Consider the following 22,751-nt stretch of genomic DNA (forward strand, 5'->3'; position numbering starts at 1 on the left):
CGGAGGTACTTATACCATAACGGCAACCGACCAAAACGGCTGTGTTACTTTTGATACTTTTACCGTAGGCATGCCGCCTGCACCACCTGTAGCGCCTGTACTGGATACTCCTGTACAGCCAACCTGCAGTACAAATGCCGGCAGCATTACCGTGTTATCCCCTACAGGCACTGGTTATAGTTATAGCATAAACAGTTCACCTTTTCAGGGAACTCCTGTATTTAACGGTTTACAGCCGAATACTTATTCTATAGTGGTAAAATATCCTGATGGCTGCATATCACAGCCTGCACAGGCAATAATCAACCCGGCACCGGGCACTCCGGCTACACCACAGGCTGTAGCTTCAGCTTTACAGTGTGGCGATATAAACGGTACTGTAACTGTTAACCAACCTCTTGGTACTGACTTAACCTATAGCCTTGACAATGGCCCATTCCAGGCATCGCCGGTATTTAATGCTGTGCCTCCCGGTATTTATCCGGTAGTTGCTAAAAATTCGGCAGGATGTATTTCTCCTGTTGGGTATGTTACAGTAAATCCTGCACCGGTTGCACCTGTAATACAGGCCACACAGGTAAACCCTGACTGCGCAGGTACTATGGGCAGTATAGTTGTAACGGCTCCTGTTGGAACTGGTTATATGTACAGCCTTGATGGCGGTACCCCGCAGGCTTCTCCTGTATTCAATAACCTTGCACAAGGAACTTATACCATAGTGGCCGATAATGGCATAGCCTGCCCTGCAACAAGGCAGTTTACGCTTTCGCAGCCATCATCTTTATTTGTATTTGGTACAATAATACAGGATGCCACCTGTTCATCGCCCGGAAGTTTTACAGTTACCTTCCCTGTAGGCCCTGAATATACTTATAGTGTGAACGGTGGTGCCCCGCAAACATCAGTAGTATTTAATAATCTTCCTGTTGATGATTATATTATTACTGCCGTAAGCACTAACGGATGTGTGCATCAGGGCACATTCCGCATATCAACACCTGCGCCACCAGCCACACCTGTTGCAAGCGCATCGGTTTTGGATTGTGAGGACACAACAGGAAGTATAGTAGTTGTATTCCCTACAGGAAGTGATATAACTTACAGTATAAACGGAACCGCAGGGCCATTCCAGGCATCTCCATTATTTACGGGGCTTATACCCGATACTTATGAAGTAACAGTTAAAAATGGCAAGGATTGTACATCATCCAGAATGGTAACAATTAACCCTGCGCCTGCTTCACCTGCAATGCCTGATGTAACTACACCTGTTATAAATTGTGGGAATACCACAACAAGCCTAACGGTTAATTCACCTACAGGAACAGGTTTAACATACAGTATAAATGGAACCGCAGGGCCATTCCAGTCCTCACGCCTATTTACGGGTATAACTTCCGGAACATATAACGTAATTGCAAGGAACAGTGCCGGCTGTTATTCTCCCGTAAAGCAGGTGGAAGTAGAGCCTGCGCCTGTTGTTCCAGCCGCTCCGCAGGCAACAGCATCTGTGCTGGCATGTGGCGATACTACAGGAACTATAACTTTTACCAACCCAACAGGTAGTGACATTATCTACAGTATTAACGGTACAGCAGGCCCTTTCCAGGCATCTCCGGTATTTAATAATGTTGCCCCCGGCACATATACTCTTATTGTTGAAACAGTACAGGGATGCCGCTCGGCAACAAAGCAGATAGTTGTAAACCCTGCGCAGGCAGCACCGGCTATTACTGCAACTATTACACCTATAAACTGTACCGGCGGCAGTACTGCCACAATTGAGGTAACAGCACCAACAGGAGCAGGATATATGTATAGTATTGATAGTGGTACACCTCAGGCATCGCCAATATTTACAGGGTTAAATGCAGGCACCTACACTATTACTGCCGTTAATGGCAATAACTGTATTTCAACACAATCATTTACCATAAATCCACCAACTGCTGCCCCTGCAATGCCTGTTGTATCGGCTCCGGCGTTGGCTTGTGGTGATACCACAGGTACCATCACCATATTATCACCAAGAGGCAGCGGGTTAACTTACAGTATTAATGGTGAAGACGGCCCTTTCCAGCCATCGCCTGTATTCAATAATGTTTCCCCGAATCTGTATGATGTAGTGGTTCGCAATTCGTCAGGATGCTTTTCTCCTGTAAGCCAGGTTACTATAAACCCGGCTCCGGCGGCTCCATTGCTTGTAGCAAACAAAACTGATGAAACATGTACCGCTTTAGGAAGTATTACTATAACCGCCCCTGTAGGTACGGGTTATAGCTATAGTATTAATGGTGGCACTCCGCAAACATCAAGAACATTCAATAACTTATCAGCAGGTACCTATACTCTTACTGCTGATAACGGTTCAGGTTGTATCTCAACGAAAGAAATCAATATTGGAGCACCTGTTTATCCTTCTGTTCCGCAATACTCTGTAACCGATACAGATTGCAGTAATGCAACAGGCAGTATAATCATAACCAATTATGTAGTGGGCAACCAGTACCAACTGGATAGCGGCCCATGGCAGAGCAGTGCCACATTCAGCAATTTAATGCCGGGCTTATATACTGTTACAGTAAGGAGTGCCAACGGTTGTACTGTAAGCAATACAGTGCAGGCAGAAATTAACACGCCTCCTGCACCTGCGCCCAGCCCTGGTACTATTACAGGAAACAATGATGTATGTGCCGGGGAAACTTTACAACTTGTCAATACGGTAACAGGCGGTATATGGTCAAGCGGCAATGAGACTATAGCAACTGTAGACAATAATGGGCTTGTTACTGCTTTAAGGGCGGGTACTGTTACTATCGGTTATACCGTAGGCACAACATGTACCGCTATGGCTACCAAAACAATTACTGTGTATGCACTGCCTGCACCAAATATTGAAGACATGTATTTATGCCAGAATAATGATACACTAGAGGTAGAATCCGGAGTACTGGCTTCCGGCCTTTCCCCTGCCGATTATATATTTACCTGGAGTAAAGATGGTTCGGCACTTACCTATACTACGCCTAATATTATTATTAACCAGCCGGGTACTTATACTGTTACGGCTACCAACCGTGTAACCGGTTGTGTTGGCGAAGATAGTGCAGTTGTAGGATTATCATCACCTGCCATAGCTTATGCTACTGTTGGGCAGGATTTTAATTATAACCAGACGATTACTGTTCATGTAGATGGTGCATCAAAAGGTATATATGAATACAGCCTTGATAATGAAAACTGGCAGAATGAGCCTTATTTCAGCAATATATACGAAGGTATATACACGGTTTACATAAGGGATATTAACGGATGTTCGCCTATTGAGCTTGAAGTTTATGCCCTGAATTACCCAAGGTTCTTCTCCCCTAACGGAGATGGCGTTAGGGATACATGGAATATTACAGGACTGCGTAACCAAAAAGATGCTTATATTTACATATTCGACAGGTATGGCAAACTTGTGGCATCAATAAAACCTTCAGGCCCGGGCTGGGACGGAACCTATAACGGTGAACGCCTGCCTGCAACTGATTACTGGTTTACATTGATGTACCAATCGCCAAATACCGGAGCGGCAAAAGAATTTAAGGCACACTTCTCGTTGCTACGTTAGTAAATATGAAAAAAGTATTATTAGGTTTATTTTTATTACCGGCTTATTGTATAGCGCAGATACCTGCATATTACAATACTATTGATTTTAATTTAACCGGAGATGCATTAAAAAACCAGTTAGGCACTTTAATAACCAGTACCCACAATGCCAACCTGGAGTATACCCCGGGAGTATGGGATGCACTCAAGCAGACTGACCATGACCCCGATAATCCGGAAAATGTATTATTGATATACGGCTATGATGATACTGATAACGACCCGGATAATGACAGGACAAGGGATAAAGACGATAGCTGCCATACATCAAGCTGCGTTGGGCTGTGGGTAAGGGAACATGTTTACCCCCGCTCTTTGGGTACTCCTAATTTAGGGTATGAAGGGCCGGGTTCCGACCCTCATCATCTAAGGGCGGTAGATTACTATATGAATAACTCACGCAGCAATAAACGTTTTGCCGACGGCTCCGGAAATTCCACATCATTGTCCGGCGGCTTTTTTTACCCGGGAGACGAATGGAAGGGCGATGTTGCACGGATGATGATGTATATGTATGTACGCTACCAGTCGCGTTGCCTGCCTAATGCTGTTGGTTCGGGCAGTTCATCTTACAGTACTTTTGGCGACATGCCGGATATATTCCTGGAATGGAATGAAGAAGACCCTGTAAGCCAATATGAAATTAACCGTAATAATATTTTACAGAACATTCAGGGCAACAGAAACCCCTTTATTGACAACCCCTATCTTGCCACAATTATTTGGAACGGCCCGGAAGCAGAGGATAGCTGGGGGGTATTGGCAACAACATATCCTAATAGCAGCGTAGCCAAATTGTTTGCCTACCCTACCGTTACAACCGGGGTTGTTACTATAGCCAATGCAGAAAGCAACCCTTATCAATACAGTGTATATAATAGTATGGGACAGAAAATAAATGCTAAGGTTAATGATAATGTTATTGATATAAGCCATAATGCTGGAGGCATTTATTTTATAACTGCAACTGTGGATAATGAACGAAAAACTTTTAAAATTATCCTTAATTAAAAAATAACTAAAACTTAATAAAAACTAAACCCGCTTAAAAGCGGGTTTTTTGTGCTTCAAACACTTAATAAAAGTCTGTTAACGTAATGATAACAGTCATTTGACCAAAATGACCCCCTTTATTTAAAATGAGAATTATATTTTTGTATTAGCTTGATTTACAACACTCAAATAATATCTAAATATTAATTAATAGTTTTTACTAATGAAGCAAAAAAACTTTTTTCTTACCAAAAAAACGCTTTTATTCTATTCCTTTACCTTACTTTTTGCATTCCTTGCAACAAGTCGTGTTTCGGCGCAGGTTTCAATAGGTAGCCATAATACTGCTGTTGTAACTAGCCTTAACGGATGGAACGGCAATCTGCCAAATGGCTATGCCATGTCAGGATCAGCAGATACATACAGAGGAACAAGTGCAAGCACATCAGGAGGTGTATATGCTATTTCAAACGCAGGTTTTGGCTACCAGCCATCCAGTAGTGCCGGGAGCATAACACTTACAGGAACCTACAGGAACAGCACAGGGAGTGCAATTACAAAACTTGAGATTTCTTATAAGGCTTTTGAAGTAGTAGCAAGATCATCCAGAACACCCGGGTGGACAGTAACATCGTCCGCAGGAGATGTTGCCGCGCTAAACTGGTCATTCAATGCTTCCAGTTCACCTTCCAGCCCTGATACTAAAAATGTAACTCTTACACTTTCAGGCTCAGGCATTGCCAACAATGCAACTTTTACAATTAGTTTTGCTTCTGACAGAGGTAATGGCAGTGGCTCATCTCCTTTAATAGGCCTTAAGGATATAAGTGTAAAATCAGTGAAAGGCTCCCCTCCTACTGTAGTTACCACAACAGCAACCAATATTGCTTTAAACACTGCAACCTCAGGAGGTAATGTTTCAAGTGACGGGGGTGCTGCAGTTACCGCCAGAGGTGTGGTATGGGGAACATCGCAAAACCCTACAACAGCGTTAACTACAAAAACAACAAATGGAACAGGTACAGGAAACTTTACCAGCAGCCTTACCAATCTTGCACAAAACACTACCTATTACTACAGGGCTTATGCAACAAATAGCGAAGGCACCAGCTATGGTACCCAATACAGCTTTACTACGCTGGCTTTGCCTACAGTAACTACAGTTATACCGGCTACCGATATTTCAATAAATTCTGCCACTACAGGTGGTGAGGTTACCAGCGAAGGTACTTCTGCCGTTACCGCTAAAGGTATTGTTTGGGGAACCTCCCCCAACCCTACCGTTGCACTTGCCACAAAAACGCAGGACGGCACAGGTACAGGCGCATTTGTGAGCAGTATTACAGGTTTGGAAATGGGGGCTACTTATTATTTCAGGGCGTATGCAACCAATGCACAGGGTACAGCTTACGGCAGCGAATCATCATTTACAACGCTTAACGTTGTTGCTCCTACCGTAGAGACAGCAGATTTTGATGCACAAAATGATGCAGATACAACTATAGCGTTCTTTTTAGGAGGCGTAAATAATAATGGTAATGAAACAGTAACTGAAAGAGGTTTTGTATGGAATGAAAGCAATGCAGACTTAACTGTAGGACAAAACTATACCCTTATAAGCAACGGCCCGGATGATAGTGACCTGGCATTTACAGCCATTGCTGAGAACTTAACGCCCAATACACGTTACTACTACAGGGCCTATGCTACAAACACTACAGGCGGAACAGGTTATGGTAACACCAATAGCTTTTATACCCTTGCCGCCACACCTGGCGAACCTGCCGTGAGCAATGCCACAACCACTACGCTTACTGCAACTGCAAATACAAATGGAAACCCGGAAGCTACCGAATATCTTATAAGGGTACTTGTTGGGGGCAACTATTATTATGTTAACCAGTATTCTGAATTACAGAGCCAGCCTGCATGGCTTGCCGGTTCAATGCTAACAACGCCTGTAACCGTTACAGGCTTAACGCCGGGAACAAATTATACTTTCAGTATGAAGGCACGAAACGTTTCAGGTGTAGAAACATCTTGGAGTGCCACAACTGCACTTGCAACCGCAACGCCATCTACTCCGTTTTTTACACTTATAGATTCAGACCTTGATTTTGGCGCAGTATGTACAAATACCACATCAGCGGCAGGATTTTTCACGTTCTCTGCCAGCAACCTGCCAATGAACCAGCAGATAGCCATATATAACCTTAACGGCTTCAGTTATTCACTAACAGAAAATGGCACTTATTCTTCAGGTTTGTTTATACCTTATACAGGCCAGACAAGCATTACTGTTTATGTAAAATTTACACCTACAGAGGTTAAGGATTACCCTGAAAGCATAGAGGGTATACCGGGAACAATCAATATAAACTCATCAGGAACAAGCACTTTAAACATAGCTGTTTATGGAAATGGAGTAAACACACCAGCCACTGTACTGACAGATGCTGCTTCGGGTATTACTGTAACTTCTGCAACACTTGCAGCACTGGCTGAACAGGGATGTACAACAATTACTGCTTACGGCTTTGAGTACAGCACCACACAAGGTTTTACAAATGGAACGGGAACAACTGTAAATGCTACCAATTTTAACGGTATTGATTTCAGTGCTGATTTAACAGGGCTTTCTGCCTGTACAACTTATTATTACAAAGCATTTACAACTGACTCGGCAGGCACACACTATGGCGATGAGATAAGTTTTACTACCGGTAACCTGCCGGCCGCACCGGTTGCTGTTAGTGCTGCCAACATTGCCCAGGAAGGCTTTACTGCCAACTGGGAAGCTGTTGAGGGTGCAACAGGATATTATATAGATGTAGCCGATAATACAGCGTTCGGTTCTTCCATAAGCGTTTCAGGTGTATTTGATGATTTTACAGCTACCTCTACACCATCAACCGTTACCTGGACAGCTTCAGGTATAAACTGGACAGCCTACAGGGCAAGAAAACATGCATCTGCTTTATCAGGCAGTAATTTTACAAAAGGGCTGCTAATGTACAATACTGCAGGTACTGCAGGCCCTGACTATGATAACGGTTATTTCATTTCAGATATAATACCTGCAGGCGGTTTACAAAACGTTTCTTTAGACCTGATATGCAGTATATCAACAGTCAATGAAAAAGTTGCCGTTGCAGCCCTTACTGCCCCGGATTATAACTTTAGTGAAAGAATTGTACTTGGCTCGCAGGATATACAATCAGGAAACGTAAACCATTTAAGTTTTACAGGAAATATCACAGGCCCATACAAGCTGGTTGTATATAGGGAAGGTTTAAGTGCTGGTGGAACTGGTGACTATATCTATTTAGGTAACCTTGAATTTAGCGGCAGTACTGCCCCTGTAATTTCGGGTGCAGATGCAGGCAACGCACTTTCCTATAATGTAACCGGACTGAACCCGGGCACAACATATTATTACAGGATTCGGGCATATTCTGACAATTGCAGCACCGGAAATTCCAATGTTGTTGAAGTAGAAACGTTAAACTATCTTACCCTTGAAGATGCTTCACTTGCATTTGGTGAGGTATGTACCAATGGTGAAGGCAATGGTTTCTTTACTTTCAGCGGGTCAGGAATGTCAAATGCAAGTTTTAATGTATCGGCACTGGAAGGTTTCAGCTATTCATTAACCGAAAACGGGGAATATACCGAAACCTTAACCATAAGTAATTACAGCGGTGCTGAAACTACCGTTTATGTTAAGTTTACCCCTAATACTACTGGTGAGTACATGGGCAGTATAAGCCTGGACGGAGCCTCTCCTTATGAAGCCGCAGAGCTTATCATGAATGCAAGTGGCGAAGGTATATACACTCCTGCCGTAGCTACAGCAGGTGTTGCATCTGACATTACAATAGCATCTGCAACCTTACCGGGACAGTCTGTTGATGGAAACTGTGATGCTACTACAGCCTATGGTATAGAATACAGTACAGTAAATAATTTTGCTGATGGCGATGGTACTCAAATACAGGGCGACAACATTAACGGCGGTAATTACAGTGTAACTGTTTCCAATTTATTGCCTTGTACCACTTATTATTATAAAGCCTACACTGTTACTGAAAGTGGTACGGTTTACAGTTCGCAACAGTCATTTTCCACAACATCACTGGAAACCTCAACAGCATTAACAGCGGCCGACATTACCCAGTCGGGATTTACAGCCCAATGGGGTGCTGTTGAAGGTGCTTCAGGCTACAGGCTTGATATTTCCACCAGCCCTGAATTTGGTATCCAGGTTCCAGGCACCAGTTTTACGGAAGATATTGAACTGGCTTCCGGTTCAAGTTATGCTACAAGATCCTGGACAGGAACAAACGGTATTGAATGGACAGCTTATAAATCAAGGACTGACAGGCATATGGACGGCAGAAGTGATAATCATATCACGCTAAGAAATGAATCGGATTCTTATATTATTTCAGGGACAATTCCGGGAGGTATATCCAATATTAAATTTAAAATCCAGCAGACTTATTCCGGTTCAGGCGGAGAAGTTACTGTAACTATTTTATCGGGTGCAGGGTTTGCAAATGAAACAGCTGTAGGTACAATTGATTATAACCAAAGTGAAATCAAAGTTTTTGACAGTGGAAATATTACAGGTATTAATGGCGACTTTATTGTAAGGATAGACAATAATGCGGCGGCAAGGCCAATGATAGATGATATAGTAATAACATCGGCCGACATTGATGAACCTTACTATCTTGAAGGTTATGAGCAACTTGATGTAAACGATGTAACATCCTATACGGTAACAGGACTTGATGATTATACCACTTATTACTATAGGGTTACTGCCTATGCTGACAATTGCAACTCATCCAACTCTAATGTGGTTTCGGTAAGTACAAAGCCGGACGGTGTAATGTGGACTGGTACAGCCTGGACACCGGCAACACAGGCTGACGGAGTTACCCCTCTTGTGCTTGACACTACTATTGAAGTAACCATAAACGGTGATTATAATTCGGGCGCAAACGGCAGTTTTACTTCTAAAAAACTTACCTTAAACGAAGGCTATACATTTACTGTAGCCGATGGTACAACCGTTACCGTAGAAGATGAAATTATAAATAATGCAGGAGCCGCTAACTTTATCGTTGAAAATAATGCGTCATTGATGCAGGTTAATGATAACCCTAACCTTAATACAGATGAAATAACTGTTATAAAAAACAGCACCCCGTTATTCAGGCAGGATTATACTATGTGGGCTTCTCCTGTTAAAGGCCAGTTGCTGCGCCAGTTCTCGCCAAAAACACTTGCAAACCGCTTTTATGTATATGGTACGGCAAGTAATTCTTATGAAGGTGTAAGCGGTTTAAGCGATATTTCAACAAATACTTTTGAAACCGGCAAAGGATATCTTATAAGGATGCCAAATACCAATACAGATGTAGAAGGTTATGATGAAGGTACTACAGCTTATGCTTACCAGGGTATATTTACAGGTGTTCCGCACAACGGTACTATTCAGGTAAACCTGCCAACATCAGGAAGCCGTTACAGTGGTATCGGTAACCCGTATCCATCCCCTATTAATGTACAGGAATTCCTTAACCAGAATTCAGGAGTACTTAATCCGGGTTCGGCACTTTACTTCTGGAGGAAGAAAAACAACGCAAGCGCATCATCTTATGCAGTACTTACAGCAGACGCCTATATTTATAACAAAGCTGTAGGTGGCGAAGATGGTGAAGACATGCTGGGTGGTGCTGAATGGGATGATTTATTTAATGTTGATTCAGATCCGTCTGAGTGGGTTATTAACCCGGGGCAGGGCTTTATTGTTAAAGCTGCTGAAAACCCTACAGGGCCACTGGTATTTAATAACAGCATGCGTGTAGGCAATGTTCATAATAACCAGTTCTTCAGGTCTTCACAAGGTACAACCTCACCGCTTTCGCGCTTTTGGCTTAATATAGAAGGCAATGCAGGCGGCTTTAGCCAAACGGCTGTTGTGTACAGCAGCACTGCAACTCTTGGTATTGACTACGGCAGGGACGGAAGGGTATTTACAGATGGCGGTTCAACCTTTATATATTCAAAAGCAGGAGACGAAAAACTTGCCGTACAGGCCAGGCCGGAGTTTACGGATACTGATATAGTTCCTGTAGAGTATAAAGTAAATAATGCCGGTACATATACTATAAAACTTCACCGTTTTGATGGTGTATTCACCAACCAGGCTATTTACCTGAAAGACAATGTAACCAATACAATACAAAACCTTAAGGAGGGCAGCTATACCTTTGCTACCGAAGCCGGAACTTTTGAAAACAGGTTTGAAATTGTATATGTTAATGAAGCTCTTAGTGTTGAAAATCCTGTTGCCGACAGTAACAGTATAATAATTTACAAACAGGACAATACCCTAAAGATTGACACCGGAAAATATGAAATGACTGGTGTAACGGTATTTGATATAAGCGGAAGGCTTCTTTATAACAAACAAAGCATTAACGCTGCACAGCATACTGTAAACCAGTTGGCAGTACAAAACCAGGTATTGATAGTACAGGTTACTACAGCAAATAACGGTACAATCAGTAAAAAAATAGCTTTCTAGTCTAGATTACAAACAGGTTATTTATTGAAAAGCCCCGTAGTTGCGGGGCTTTTATTTTTGCTTAAATAGTAAAGTACTTATAATTCAAACTCCTTAACCTGCCTTACCTCTCCCGGCTGTAGGTTTCCTAACAAAATATTGCCTACCCGTACCCTTACCAGCCTTAGCGTGGGAAAACCTACAGCAGAAGTCATTTTTCTTACCTGTCGGAACTTCCCCTCTGTAACCGTTATGGATACCCATGAGGTTGGGCCATGCCTCTCATCACGTATTTTTTTGCCCCTTTCAGGCAGTTCAGGCGGATTATTCAATATTTGTGCCCGGCAGGGTAAAGTAGTATACTTTTCACCCTTTACCCCAATTACTACCCCACTGGCAAGCTGTGCTGCCGCTTTGGGGGTTATAAGCCCGTCAACTTGTGCATAATATTCTTTCTCAACTTTCCTGCCCCTCACAATTTCACTCATCATCCCGTCAGTTGTCAGCAGCAATAACCCTTCGGAATCTTCATCCAGCCTGCCTATAGCCATAATTCCTTCAGGAAAATCGTATAATTCTCCCAATAGCTTTTTATTGCGCTTCAGGTTATAGTTAAACTGGCTAAGGTAGCCATAAGGCTTATAAATAATAAAATGCTGGTGCGGCATAAACGGCTTTTTGTTTATGCAAAGTTAACTTTATAAACGTTCAATTTTAAAACCTGCCTTTTTTACGGCCTCCACAACATCATTTTCTGTAGCACCATTTGGTTCTACAGTAAGTATTTTATGAGGATTATCCGTATCCACCTTCCAGTTGATTATGCCTTTAGTGGCATTAAGCAAAGGAGTTACTTTAGCCACGCAGCCGCCACAATTAATACTTGTCTTAAATTTCATTTCTTTTTCCATATCACAGATTATATTATAATTTTTTTGTTTTTAAAAGCAGGCTGTTGCTTACAACACTAACACTACTAAGTGCCATTGCTGCACCGGCAATCATCGGGCTTAACAAAAAGCCGTTTACAGGATAAAGCACTCCCGCTGCTATAGGTATCCCTATAACATTATAAATAAAAGCCCAAAAAAGGTTTTGCCGTATGGTAGCCACAGTCTGCGCTGAAAGCTTTATGGCCTGTGGTACCTTTAATAAATCGCCTGATATAATAGTTACCTTTGCCACATCTATGGCAATGTCGCTCCCTGTACCCATGGCAATACCCAAATCTGCCTGTGCCAAAGCCGAACTGTCATTAATGCCGTCACCAGCCATAGCTACTATCTTTCCTTCGCCTTGCAATTCTTTTACAAAATCCGATTTATCCTGCGGCAATACACCCGCCTTATAGTGTTTAATATTCACACTTTGTGCTACAGCTTTGGCTGTATGCTCATTATCACCTGTAAGCATATATACTTCAACACCTTCATCCTGTAACATCTTCACTGCCTGTGCAGAACTTTCCTTAATTGTATCGGCTATAGCTATAGCACAAAGTACTTCTTTTTCATCTGCAAACAACACAACAGTATTAGCAAGCAAAAGCTTTTCATCAACCCATTTTCGAACTTCACCGGTGAGCATAACACCCTTGCTGTTTGTAAGTTTTTCATTACCTATACTGTATTGCCTTCCGTTATATATTGCTGTTATTCCCATGCCTTCCCTGTTTTCCAACTGTACATTTTCAAGAAAAGAAGCTTCTTTGAAATGTGCAGCAACAGCTTCCGCTAAAGGATGCTCCGATGATTTTTCAATGGTATATAAAATATTGAGCATTTCATTATTCTCATTGGTAAACCATTTACTATCAGTAACAGCAGGTTTTCCTTTTGTAATAGTACCTGTTTTATCTAATATTATTGCATTTACTTTTTTGGCGATTTCAAGGCTATGGGCATCTTTTATTAATATGCCATACTGTGCACCCTTACCTACTCCCACCATTATTGCAGTAGGTGTTGCAAGCCCCAGTGCACATGGGCAGGCTATTACCAACACTGTAATCATGGCAAGCAAGCCCTGAGTAAAACCATTTTCGCCCCCAAATATTATCCATACTATAAATGTAATTATAGCCATACCTATTACTATCGGCACAAAAATACCTGCTATTTTATCTACAAGCCTTTGCACCGGTGCTTTGCTGCCCTGTGCATCCTGTACCATTTTAATTATCTGTGCCAGCAGGGTTTCACTGCCTACTTTTTCGGCCCTGAACTTAAAGCTACCCTTTTGGTTTATTGTACCTGAAAATACTTTGCTGCCTTTTTCTTTTTCTACAGGAACAGGTTCACCACTTATCATGCTTTCATCTACAAAGGAGCTACCTGAAATTACCTCACCGTCAACCGCTATTTTTTCTCCGGGTTTTACTAAAATAATATTCCCTTTTTGTACCTCTACAATGGGTATTTGCACCTGGTGGCCGCCTTCGTGTATAATGGTTACTGTTTTGGGCTGCAATCCCATAAGGTTTTTAATGGCTGATGAAGTACTGCCTTTAGCTTTTTCTTCAAGCATTTTTCCTAAAAGTATAAATGCAATTACTACTGCGGCAGCTTCAAAATACACATGCGCATGCAGCCCCCTGCTGTGCCAAAAAGAGGGAAATAGTGTATTAAATACACTGAAGATATAAGCCGTACCTGTGCTTACGGCTACCAATGTATCCATATTAGCTGACCGGTGTTTTGCCTGTTTCCATGCACCTGTAAAAAACTGCCTGCCGAAATATAGCACAACAGGCGTGGCCAGTGCCCACATTATATAATTAGCATAAGGCATTACCATAAGGGCAGGTATCATGCCAATGGCAACCAAAGGCACAGAAAACAGTATTGCCCAAAGGGTACGCTTTTTAAGGGATTTGTAATGATCCCGCTGAAGCTCTTCAAGCGTGGCAGCTGCATCGTCACTTTCATCGATTATTAAATCATAACCAACGGATTGCAATGCTGATTTTAGTTTTTGAGCATCGGTAACAGTGGGTACATATTCAACCGTTCCGTTACCATTGGCGTAATTAACCGATGCGTTAACCACGCCGGGCTGCATTAGTAAAATATCCTGGCTGCTTGCCGCACAGGATGCGCAGCTCATTCCTGTTACAGGATACGTTTTTTTTACAGTAGCTACGCTATATCCTAAATCGCGTATTTGTTTTACCGCTTCAGTTATTGCTGTTTGTAAGTCAGCAGTTTCAATAACAGCCCTGTTATTATTAAGCTCAACCCTGTAATTATCAATGGAGCGTATATTTGACAGCCCCTTGCCAATAATCTGGGCACAATGTTCGCTTTCTACACCCTGTAAGGGTAAATAAGCTCTTTTATTTATATCTTCTGCCATACCATTTACTATTCATATAGCAAAGTTCAATAATAAGCTATCAAATAATTTATACAATCAAGGAAAGTGTTTATACTTTTTTGGTAATGCTGTCTAAAGGCTGGCGCATGTTTTTACCTTGCTTTTTAAAAGCCGTTGGGGTAAAGCCTGTGGTTTTGCGAAATTGTGCTGAAAGATGTGCCACGCTGCTGTAACCCAGCATATAGGCAATTTCACTTAACGTTAGTTCATTATACAAAAGCAGTTCTTTGGCTTTTTCTATCTTTTGAAGTATAATAAACTGTTCAATAGTAATGCCTTCGTTTGCAGAAAACAATTTGCTTAGTGCCGAGTAATCGCGGTTAAGTTCCCTGGACAGCAGTTCGGAAAATACAATATGGCTTTCTGCTAAATGATGTACTTTTTCTACAATAACCGCTTTAATCTTTTCAATAATCTGCGCTTTATTGTCTTCAATCAGCTCAAAGCCTGCATCTTTCAGCTTTTGTTTTAGGGCTGCCATTTGATTTTCATCAGGTTGTATTCCTGTTACGGCTTCGCCAAGCTGAATATTGAGGGGATTTAAATGCAAATCCTCCAATATTTTTTCCACGGCTGTTATACAACGCGGGCAAACCATATTTTTAACAGAAAGTTTCATAATCAGGCAGATACAAAGATAGCCATTTTTACGGGTATAATAACTGCTTTGCAATCCTGTTTTAGTAAGTATTTTTTTAGGAAAATTTTAAAAGTGACCTGTTAAAATTATATATACTTTTAGCATAAATGAACACAAAGCTTAAAAAATATCTGAAGAAAAGTTTAAAAATACTATTATGGATAATAGGTTCTGTAATAGCTTTATTTTTACTAATAGTACTGCTGCTGCAAATTCCTTATATTCAAAATAAGGTTAAAGACAAGGCCGTAGCCTACCTTGAAGAGAAAATAGGTACCGAAGTACAGGTAGGAAAAATAGAAATAGGGCTCCCTAAAAAAGTAATACTGGAAGATATTTATTTTGAAAGCCGGCAGGGAGATACCCTTTTAGCCGGTGAGAAACTTGCAATTGATATAAGCCTGTTTAAACTGCTTAGCAATGAAGTACAAATAAATTCGGTAAGCCTTCAGGGTATTGTAGCCAATGTAAAAAGAGGCAGGGATTCTGTTTTTAATTTTGACTATATTATTGATGCCTTTGCTTCAGATAAGCCCAAAGACACCACTTCTGCACCCATGCAATTCTCCATAAACAGGGTTAACCTTGACAGGGTACGTGTTAAATTTGATGATGCCATATCTAAAAATAACCTTGCCGTAAATCTTGGTCATTTTGATACCCGGATTAAAACATTCGATCTGGATAATATGGAATTTGAAGTGCCGGACATTAATCTTGACGGCCTTAAGCTTACACTTGAACAGGGAATAGTTGACAATATAGCACGGAGTACACAAAAAGCGGCTGAAGAAGCCTCTAAAAAGCCTGATTTGAAAATAAAACTGGGGGAAGTAAACCTTGCCAATATAGATGTGGGATATGATAATAAAGACAGCAGGCTTGATACCCGCCTGAAGCTAAAAAAACTTGCAGTTGAAGTTAATGACATAGACCTTAAGAACCAGCTTATAGACCTTGACAAACTTGAGTTGGAGGATGTAAAAGGGCAGCTCGCGCTTGGCCGGTTTGAAAAACAGGTTCAGGAGTCTTTGCCGGAACAAAGTAAAGAAGTTGCTTCGGCACAATGGAAGTTTAAGCTAAACACTACTGAAATTAAAGATGTAAACTTCAGGTTTGATGATATGAATGCCATTCCTGCATCCAAAGGCATAGATTATAAGCACCTTGATATAAAAGAGTTTAATCTCAGCGCAAATGATTTGTCTTATACACCCAATGCAATTTCCGGCGATATTGAGAATCTTTCGGTGAAAGAAAAAAGTGGTTTAAACATCAAGGAACTACGTGCTGATTTTAATTACTCAGAGCAAGGTGCGGAATTAAATGATTTTTACCTTGAAACACCGCAAACACTTATACAGGATAAAATTGCAGTAAGCTATTCATCCTTACAGTCGTTACAGAAAAACATAGGCGAACTGAAAGTAGATGCCAATCTGGACGGTAGCCGCGTTGGTTTTAAAGATGTGTTATTGTTTGCCCCCGCCCTTGCAAACACTAATCCTTTTAAAAGCAACCCTAACGGCACGCTGTATATTAACAGCCGTGTTGAAGGAAAGGTGAATGACCTTTATATAAACAATCTGGAAATAAAGGGCATAGGCAGCACAGTGGTGGCAGCAAGCGGCAGGATAAAAGGCCTGCCTGATGCTAAAAATGCTTACTTTGACCTTGATGTGAGAGAACTGCGCACCACTGCGAAAGATATTAATACTTTTGTGCCAACCGGTACTATACCTGCCAACATAAAACTTCCGCGTACTATTGCCGCAAAAGCAAAGGTAAAAGGAACACTTGAAAACTTTAATGCCAATATAAATCTTGCCAGCAGCTATGGCAAAGCAAAAATTAAGGCTGCTTTTGACCAGCGCAGGAAAAATTATGAAAAATATGATGCCGATATTGCTATTGATAATTTTGATATAGGCAGCCTTTTAAGTAATGATTCGCTTGGAAGGGTAACTTTAAAAGCTGACGTAAAAGGCACAGGGCTTGACCCGAAAACTGCCAACGCAAAGCTTACGGCAAAACTTATAAAAGCTGATTTTAACAGTTACACTTATAGAAACCTTGATGTTGATGGCAAAATAAACAACGGTACGTTTGAAGCTACTGCAGGCATGGATGACCCTAACCTTGATTTCGACCTTACTGCAAAAGGCGGTTTTAAAGATAAATACCCTACAGGCACATTGCGCCTTAATGTTGACATTGCCGACTTGAATAAACTTAACCTGCATGCGGGTCCATTAAAACTTAGGGGAAATGTTGATGCTGATATTGCCGATGCCAACCCTGCCAACCTGAATGGGAAAATAAGCATGCATCATTTTATGTTTGCCAACGGTAAGGAGGAATTCGGGCTTGACTCTGTTAACATTGTAGCAGAATCAACAGCTGAAAAAAATTCAATACTGATTAAGTCGCAAATTGTTAATGCCACTATGGAAGGTAAATATAATATTACCGAAGTTGGCACGGCCCTTTCCAATACTATAGCTAAATATTATAATACTAATCCCGGTGCGCAAAGAGAAAGTGTGCCACCACAAAACTTTGTAGTAAGGCTAAAAGTAAATAATGACCCGGTGTTATATAAACTCATGCCACAAATAGAAAGGCTGGAACCTATTGTTTTGGCCGGGAGATACAACAGCGAAGGAGATACCCTTTTGGTAAACGGGGTAATACCAAGGCTGGTTTACGGCAGTTATACAATTTCAGGGGCAAGCATTAACATTAAGAGCCGTGATACAGCGTTGGTATATGATGTTGTTATAGATGAAGTGCAAAGTGAGCAGCTTCGCCTGCCACACACCAGCCTTGCAGGAGATTTAAAAAACAACACACTTAATTACAGGCTGGAAATAATAGGCCGCAAGGAAGAGGAGCAGTATGTTGTAGCCGGGCAACTGAAATCGGTAGATGGCAATACTGAAATTATGCTGAACCCGGATGGGCTTACATTAAATTATGAGCCCTGGGCTATAGCTGCCGATAACATAATCCGTTTTGGTGAAGCGGGTATATATGCCAATAATTTTGAAATGAGCAACGAAGGCAGTTCAATCAGCCTGCAGTCGCAGTCAGAAAAACCGGGTGCACCACTCGATGTGGCGTTACAGGATTTTAAAATTGAAACGCTTACCAATATCATCCAAAAAGATGAACTTAAAATTGCCGGTACCATAAATGGCGATGCAGAACTACGCAATATTACTACAAACCTTGAATTTACATCTGACATTACTATAGAAAACCTTGCAGTAAGTAAAGATACCGTTGGCAATGTAAGCATAAAGGTTAATAATGAAAAAGCCAACACCTACGCTGCACAGGTCAGCATAACCGGGCAGGGCAATCAGGTAAACCTGGATGGTAACTATTATACCAGCAACAGCAGCTTTGACCTTAACCTTAACCTGCAAAAGCTGAACATGGAAAGTGTGCAGGCCTTTACTTTCGGTAATTTAAAAGAAGGCGATGGGTACCTTTCGGGTGATTTTAAAATAACAGGAACAGCTAATGACCCTAATGTTACGGGCAACCTAAAATTTAACGAAGTCGCTTTCAGGGTAACTCCGCTTAATTCCTATTATCAGTCAATGAACGATAATATCGTTTTTACAGATAGCGGTATTGAATTTAATAACTTTTCGGTTCAGGATAAAAAAAATAACCTGCTTTCCCTCAATGGAAACATAGCTACTACCAATTACAGGGAATTTGGCTTTAACATGCAGGTAAATGCCGAAAATTTCAGGGTGGTTAATTCTACCGCAAAAGATAATGACCTTTACTATGGTGACCTGTTTATAGATACTAATCTCAACATAAAAGGCACACTTGAAAGCCCTGTAGTTGACGGAAGTTTAAGGATAAATGAAGACACCGAATTTACAGTGGTACTGCCGCAGCAGGACCCTGCCATAGCCGACAGGGAAGGTATTGTTGAGTTTATTGACCAGGATAATATGGAAATAAAGCAACGCCTGCAAATGGAGGAAGACTTTAACAGTACCGATGTAAAAGGCATAGATGTTTCGGTTGCTATAGAAATAGTTAAGGAAGCAGAGCTTAACCTTATAATTGATAAAGGCAATGGCGATTATCTTAAACTAAAAGGGGAAGCAGAGCTTACCGGCGGCATAGACCCTTCAGGAAAAACTACCCTTACTGGGCGGTATGAGTTTAGTGAAGGTGCTTATGAAATGACTTTTAACTTCCTTAAAAGGAGGTTTGAAATACAGGAAGGCAGCTATATATTATGGACGGGAGAACCTACAGAAGCTACAATAAATATTACTGCCGTATATGAAACCGAAGCCCCTCCTATTGACTTGGTGGACAACCAACTTGGAGGTGCAACAAACTCTGTAAGGAACACTTATAAGCAAAAAATACCTTTCCATACACTTTTAAAAATGGAAGGCGAGCTTTTAAAGCCGGAGTTGTCGTTTGATATTGTTTTACCCGAAGGCAATTATGCGGTTTCAACCGAGATACTTAATACTACCCGTGCCAAGCTGGAGCAATTGCGCCAGCAGCCTTCGGAGCTTAACAAACAGGTTTTTGCCCTTTTACTATTGAACCGTTTTATTGGGGAAAATCCTTTTGCAAGCGAAGCAGGAGGAACAAGCGGCGAGGCATTGGCAAGGCAGAGTGTGAGTAAAATACTTTCACAGCAGTTAAACAACCTTGCATCCGACCTTGTAAATGGCGTGGAACTTAATTTTGACCTTGAATCTACAGAAGATTATACAACCGGGCAGCGTGAAAACCGTACAGACTTAAATGTGGGGGTTTCCAAAAGGCTGCTTAACGACAGGCTAAATGTAACTGTAGGCAGCAGCTTTGGGCTTGAAGGGCCACAACAGGCTAATGAGGAAACTACTAACATTGCGGGTGATGTTTCGGTTGACTACCAGCTAACCAAAGATGGCAGGTATATGGTGCGCGCCTACCGTAAAAACGAATACCAGGTAGCGTTACAGGGGCAGGTGATTGAAACAGGTGTTGCCTTTATAATTACCATGGATTATAATAAATTTCGAGAGCTTTTCCACAGGACGGAAGAGGAAAAAGCAATGAGGCAAAGGGAAAAAGAAAGAAAACAGCGCGAAAAGGAAGAAAAGAAGCAGAGGAAAGAAAAAGAGAAAGAAGAAAAGGAAAACAGTGATTTACCGCCAAACAGTGAAAAAAATGAAAGTGAAGAATAAATATGTACCCTTGCTTTTAACCGCATTGTTTTTTGCAGCAGGCTGCAGCAATACCAAATACCTGCCCGAGGGCGATATGCTGTATGTGGGTGGAAGCGTAAAAGTGGAGGATTCATTAATTTCTAAAAAAGAAAGGAAAGCACTGGAAAGTGAAATGGAAGACCTTTTACGACCAAAACCCAACAGGAAAATATTAGGTATGAGGGTTAAGTTGTTTTTTTATAACCTTGCAGGCGAGCCGAAAAAAGACAAAGGTTTCCGGTACTGGCTGCGCAATAAAGTGGGCGAGCCTCCTGTTTTATTCAGCCAGGTTGACCTTGATTACAATGCCGATTTACTTCAGAATTACTCAGAAAACAAAGGGTATTTTAAAACCATCACCTCTGCCGATTCCACTTCGCGCAATAGGAAAGCAAGGGCTGAATATACTGTAGAGCCGGGCAGGCAGTACAAAATACGTAATGTTATTTTCCCTTCTGACTCTACCATGCTGGACAGCACCATAATGAGTGTGCAAAAAAGAAGCCGGTTAAGGCCGGGGCGCCCTTATGACCTTGGTGTGATTAAAACAGAGCGCGAAAGGATTGACAGAAGGCTGAAGCAAAAAGGATATTACTATTTTAATCCTGACTACATACTGGTACAGGTGGACAGTACAGTAGGCAACCATGAGGTTGACCTGTTGGTAAAAGTGAAAGAGGAAACGCCCCAAAAAGCCAGGCAGGTGTATAAAATAGACAGTATTTATATATATCCTAATTATTCAATTACATCGGCAGATACTTTAATGTATAATGAAAATGCGGTGGAGCAGTACAAGGATTTTACCATAATAGACCCCGAGCACACCTTTCGCCCTATTATATATGACCGCACATTATTTTTTCATAAAGGGGATATTTATAACAGGCGTGACCATAACCTTTCGTTAAACAGGCTGGTTAACCTGGGTACATTCAAATTTGTAAAAAATGAGTTTAAACTTGCCGACACTATTTCAAATAAACTGAATGCTTATTACTACTTTACCCCCCTGCCCAAAAAATCTATACGGGTTGAAGTACTGGCAAAAACAAACTCTGCCAATTATAACGGCTCTGAGCTTAATGTAAACTGGAGCAACAGGAACACTTTCCGTGCAGCAGAGCTTTTAACCATTTCAGCTTTCGGGGGCCTTGAGGTACAGGTATCCGGGCAAAATAAAGGTTATAACGTATATCGTGTGGGTAGCGAGGCAAGCCTGGTTTGGCCGCGCTTCATCACTCCGTTTAAGGTGAAGGACTCCAGTGCCTATGTGCCGCGTACCAGGGCAATGGTAAGTTATGAATACCAAAACAGGGCAAGGCTGTACTCTTTAAATTCCTTCAGGTCGCAATTTGGCTATTTATGGAAAAATAACATCCGTACCGAACATCAGCTGAACGTTGCCGATATAAACTATGTTAGCCCTGCAAATGTAACCGAGGAATATAATGATAGGGTTAAAGAAAATGAATCATTGGGAAGGGTGATAGAAAAACAATTGATTTTTGGCCCTACCTATTCCTATACATTTACCAATACAATGAGGCGTTTTAAAAAGCATACTTTTTATTATAAAGGCTCGTTAGACCTGGCAGGAAACATTACCGGGCTTGTTATGGGAGCCGATGTTAAAGGCGGCAACCAAAAAGAAATTTTGGGCGTGCCTTTCAGCCAGTTTGTAAAAATGGAGCATGATTTCAGGCATTATTTAAGGCTTGGGCGCAATTCCCAACTTGCAAGCCGTATAATAGCAGGTGTAGGGCTTCCTTACGGTAACTCAAGGGAGCTGCCGTTTATAAGGCAGTTTTTCATTGGAGGTACAAACAGTATAAGGGCGTTTAGGGCACGTGCCATAGGCCCCGGCTCGCATGACCCTACGGCTGATGAGGACGAATTTCTTGCAGACCAAAGCGGCGACCTTAAACTGGAACTTAACACCGAATACCGTGCTAAGCTTTTCAGTGTGGTGCATGGTGCCATATTTGTAGATGCCGGTAATATATGGCTATGGAATAAAAATGAAGCCAAGGCCGGTGCTGAGTTTACAAAGGATTTTTATAAAGAGCTTGCAGTTGGTACAGGAGTAGGCCTTAGGTTTGACCTTTCATTCCTTGTATTACGCACCGACCTTGCTTTCCCTATACGCAAACCGTGGCTTCCTGAAAATGAGCGCTGGGTGCTTGATGACATAGATTTTGGTAGTAAATACTGGCGCAGGGAAAATCTTGTTTTTAACCTTGCAATAGGATATCCGTTTTAA

9 protein-coding genes are annotated in these 22,751 nt (G+C 41.6%); 5 read left to right on the forward strand and 4 right to left on the reverse strand.

What is annotated here, in order from left to right; genetic code table 11:
* The 3 genes from GSF09_RS07805 to GSF09_RS07815 form a co-directional block, all read left to right on the forward strand.
* The coding region (locus tag GSF09_RS07805) for a T9SS type B sorting domain-containing protein (protein ID WP_159800389.1) at positions 1–3,616 on the forward strand (3,616 nt) is incomplete at its 5' end.
* Between the two features lie 5 nt (positions 3,617–3,621).
* Positions 3,622–4,668, forward strand: a complete 1,047-nt coding sequence (locus tag GSF09_RS07810; protein ID WP_159800390.1) for an endonuclease — start codon at positions 3,622–3,624, stop codon at positions 4,666–4,668.
* Between the two features lie 205 nt (positions 4,669–4,873).
* Positions 4,874–11,251: a T9SS sorting signal type C domain-containing protein gene (locus GSF09_RS07815; protein ID WP_159800391.1), complete on the forward strand. Its 6,378-nt coding sequence runs from the start codon at positions 4,874–4,876 to the stop codon at positions 11,249–11,251.
* 77 nt (positions 11,252–11,328) lie between these two features.
* Here the strand turns inward: GSF09_RS07815 and GSF09_RS07820 are convergent, their stop codons facing one another.
* The 4 genes from GSF09_RS07820 to GSF09_RS07835 form a co-directional block, all read right to left on the reverse strand.
* Entirely contained in the window at positions 11,329–11,898 is a 570-nt protein-coding gene (locus GSF09_RS07820; protein ID WP_159800392.1) for a pseudouridine synthase, read from the reverse strand.
* 30 nt (positions 11,899–11,928) lie between these two features.
* Entirely contained in the window at positions 11,929–12,141 is a 213-nt protein-coding gene (locus GSF09_RS07825) for a heavy-metal-associated domain-containing protein (protein WP_159800393.1), read from the reverse strand.
* Between the two features lie 13 nt (positions 12,142–12,154).
* On the reverse strand, positions 12,155–14,584 hold the full coding sequence (locus GSF09_RS07830) for a heavy metal translocating P-type ATPase (RefSeq protein WP_159800394.1): 2,430 nt from the start codon (positions 14,582–14,584) through the stop codon (positions 12,155–12,157).
* A gap of 70 nt (positions 14,585–14,654) precedes the next feature.
* Complete coding sequence (locus tag GSF09_RS07835) at positions 14,655–15,227, reverse strand: helix-turn-helix domain-containing protein (RefSeq protein ID WP_370515985.1); 573 nt, start codon at positions 15,225–15,227, stop codon at positions 14,655–14,657.
* Positions 15,228–15,352: 125 nt separating this feature from the next.
* On the opposite strand from GSF09_RS07835, the gene GSF09_RS07840 reads away from it, so the two are divergent.
* Together GSF09_RS07840 and GSF09_RS07845 are read left to right on the forward strand one after the other, a co-directional pair.
* On the forward strand, positions 15,353–20,467 hold the full coding sequence (locus tag GSF09_RS07840; RefSeq protein WP_159800396.1) for a translocation/assembly module TamB: 5,115 nt from the start codon (positions 15,353–15,355) through the stop codon (positions 20,465–20,467).
* A complete protein-coding gene (locus GSF09_RS07845) occupies positions 20,451–22,751 on the forward strand; it encodes a BamA/TamA family outer membrane protein (protein WP_159800397.1) in 2,301 nt (766 codons plus the stop codon). The genes GSF09_RS07840 and GSF09_RS07845 overlap by 17 nt, the downstream gene beginning before the upstream one ends.

Origin of the sequence: Flavobacterium sp. MK4S-17 (genome assembly GCF_009848495.1) — a bacterium.
GTDB lineage: Bacteria > Bacteroidota > Bacteroidia > Flavobacteriales > Flavobacteriaceae > Flavobacterium.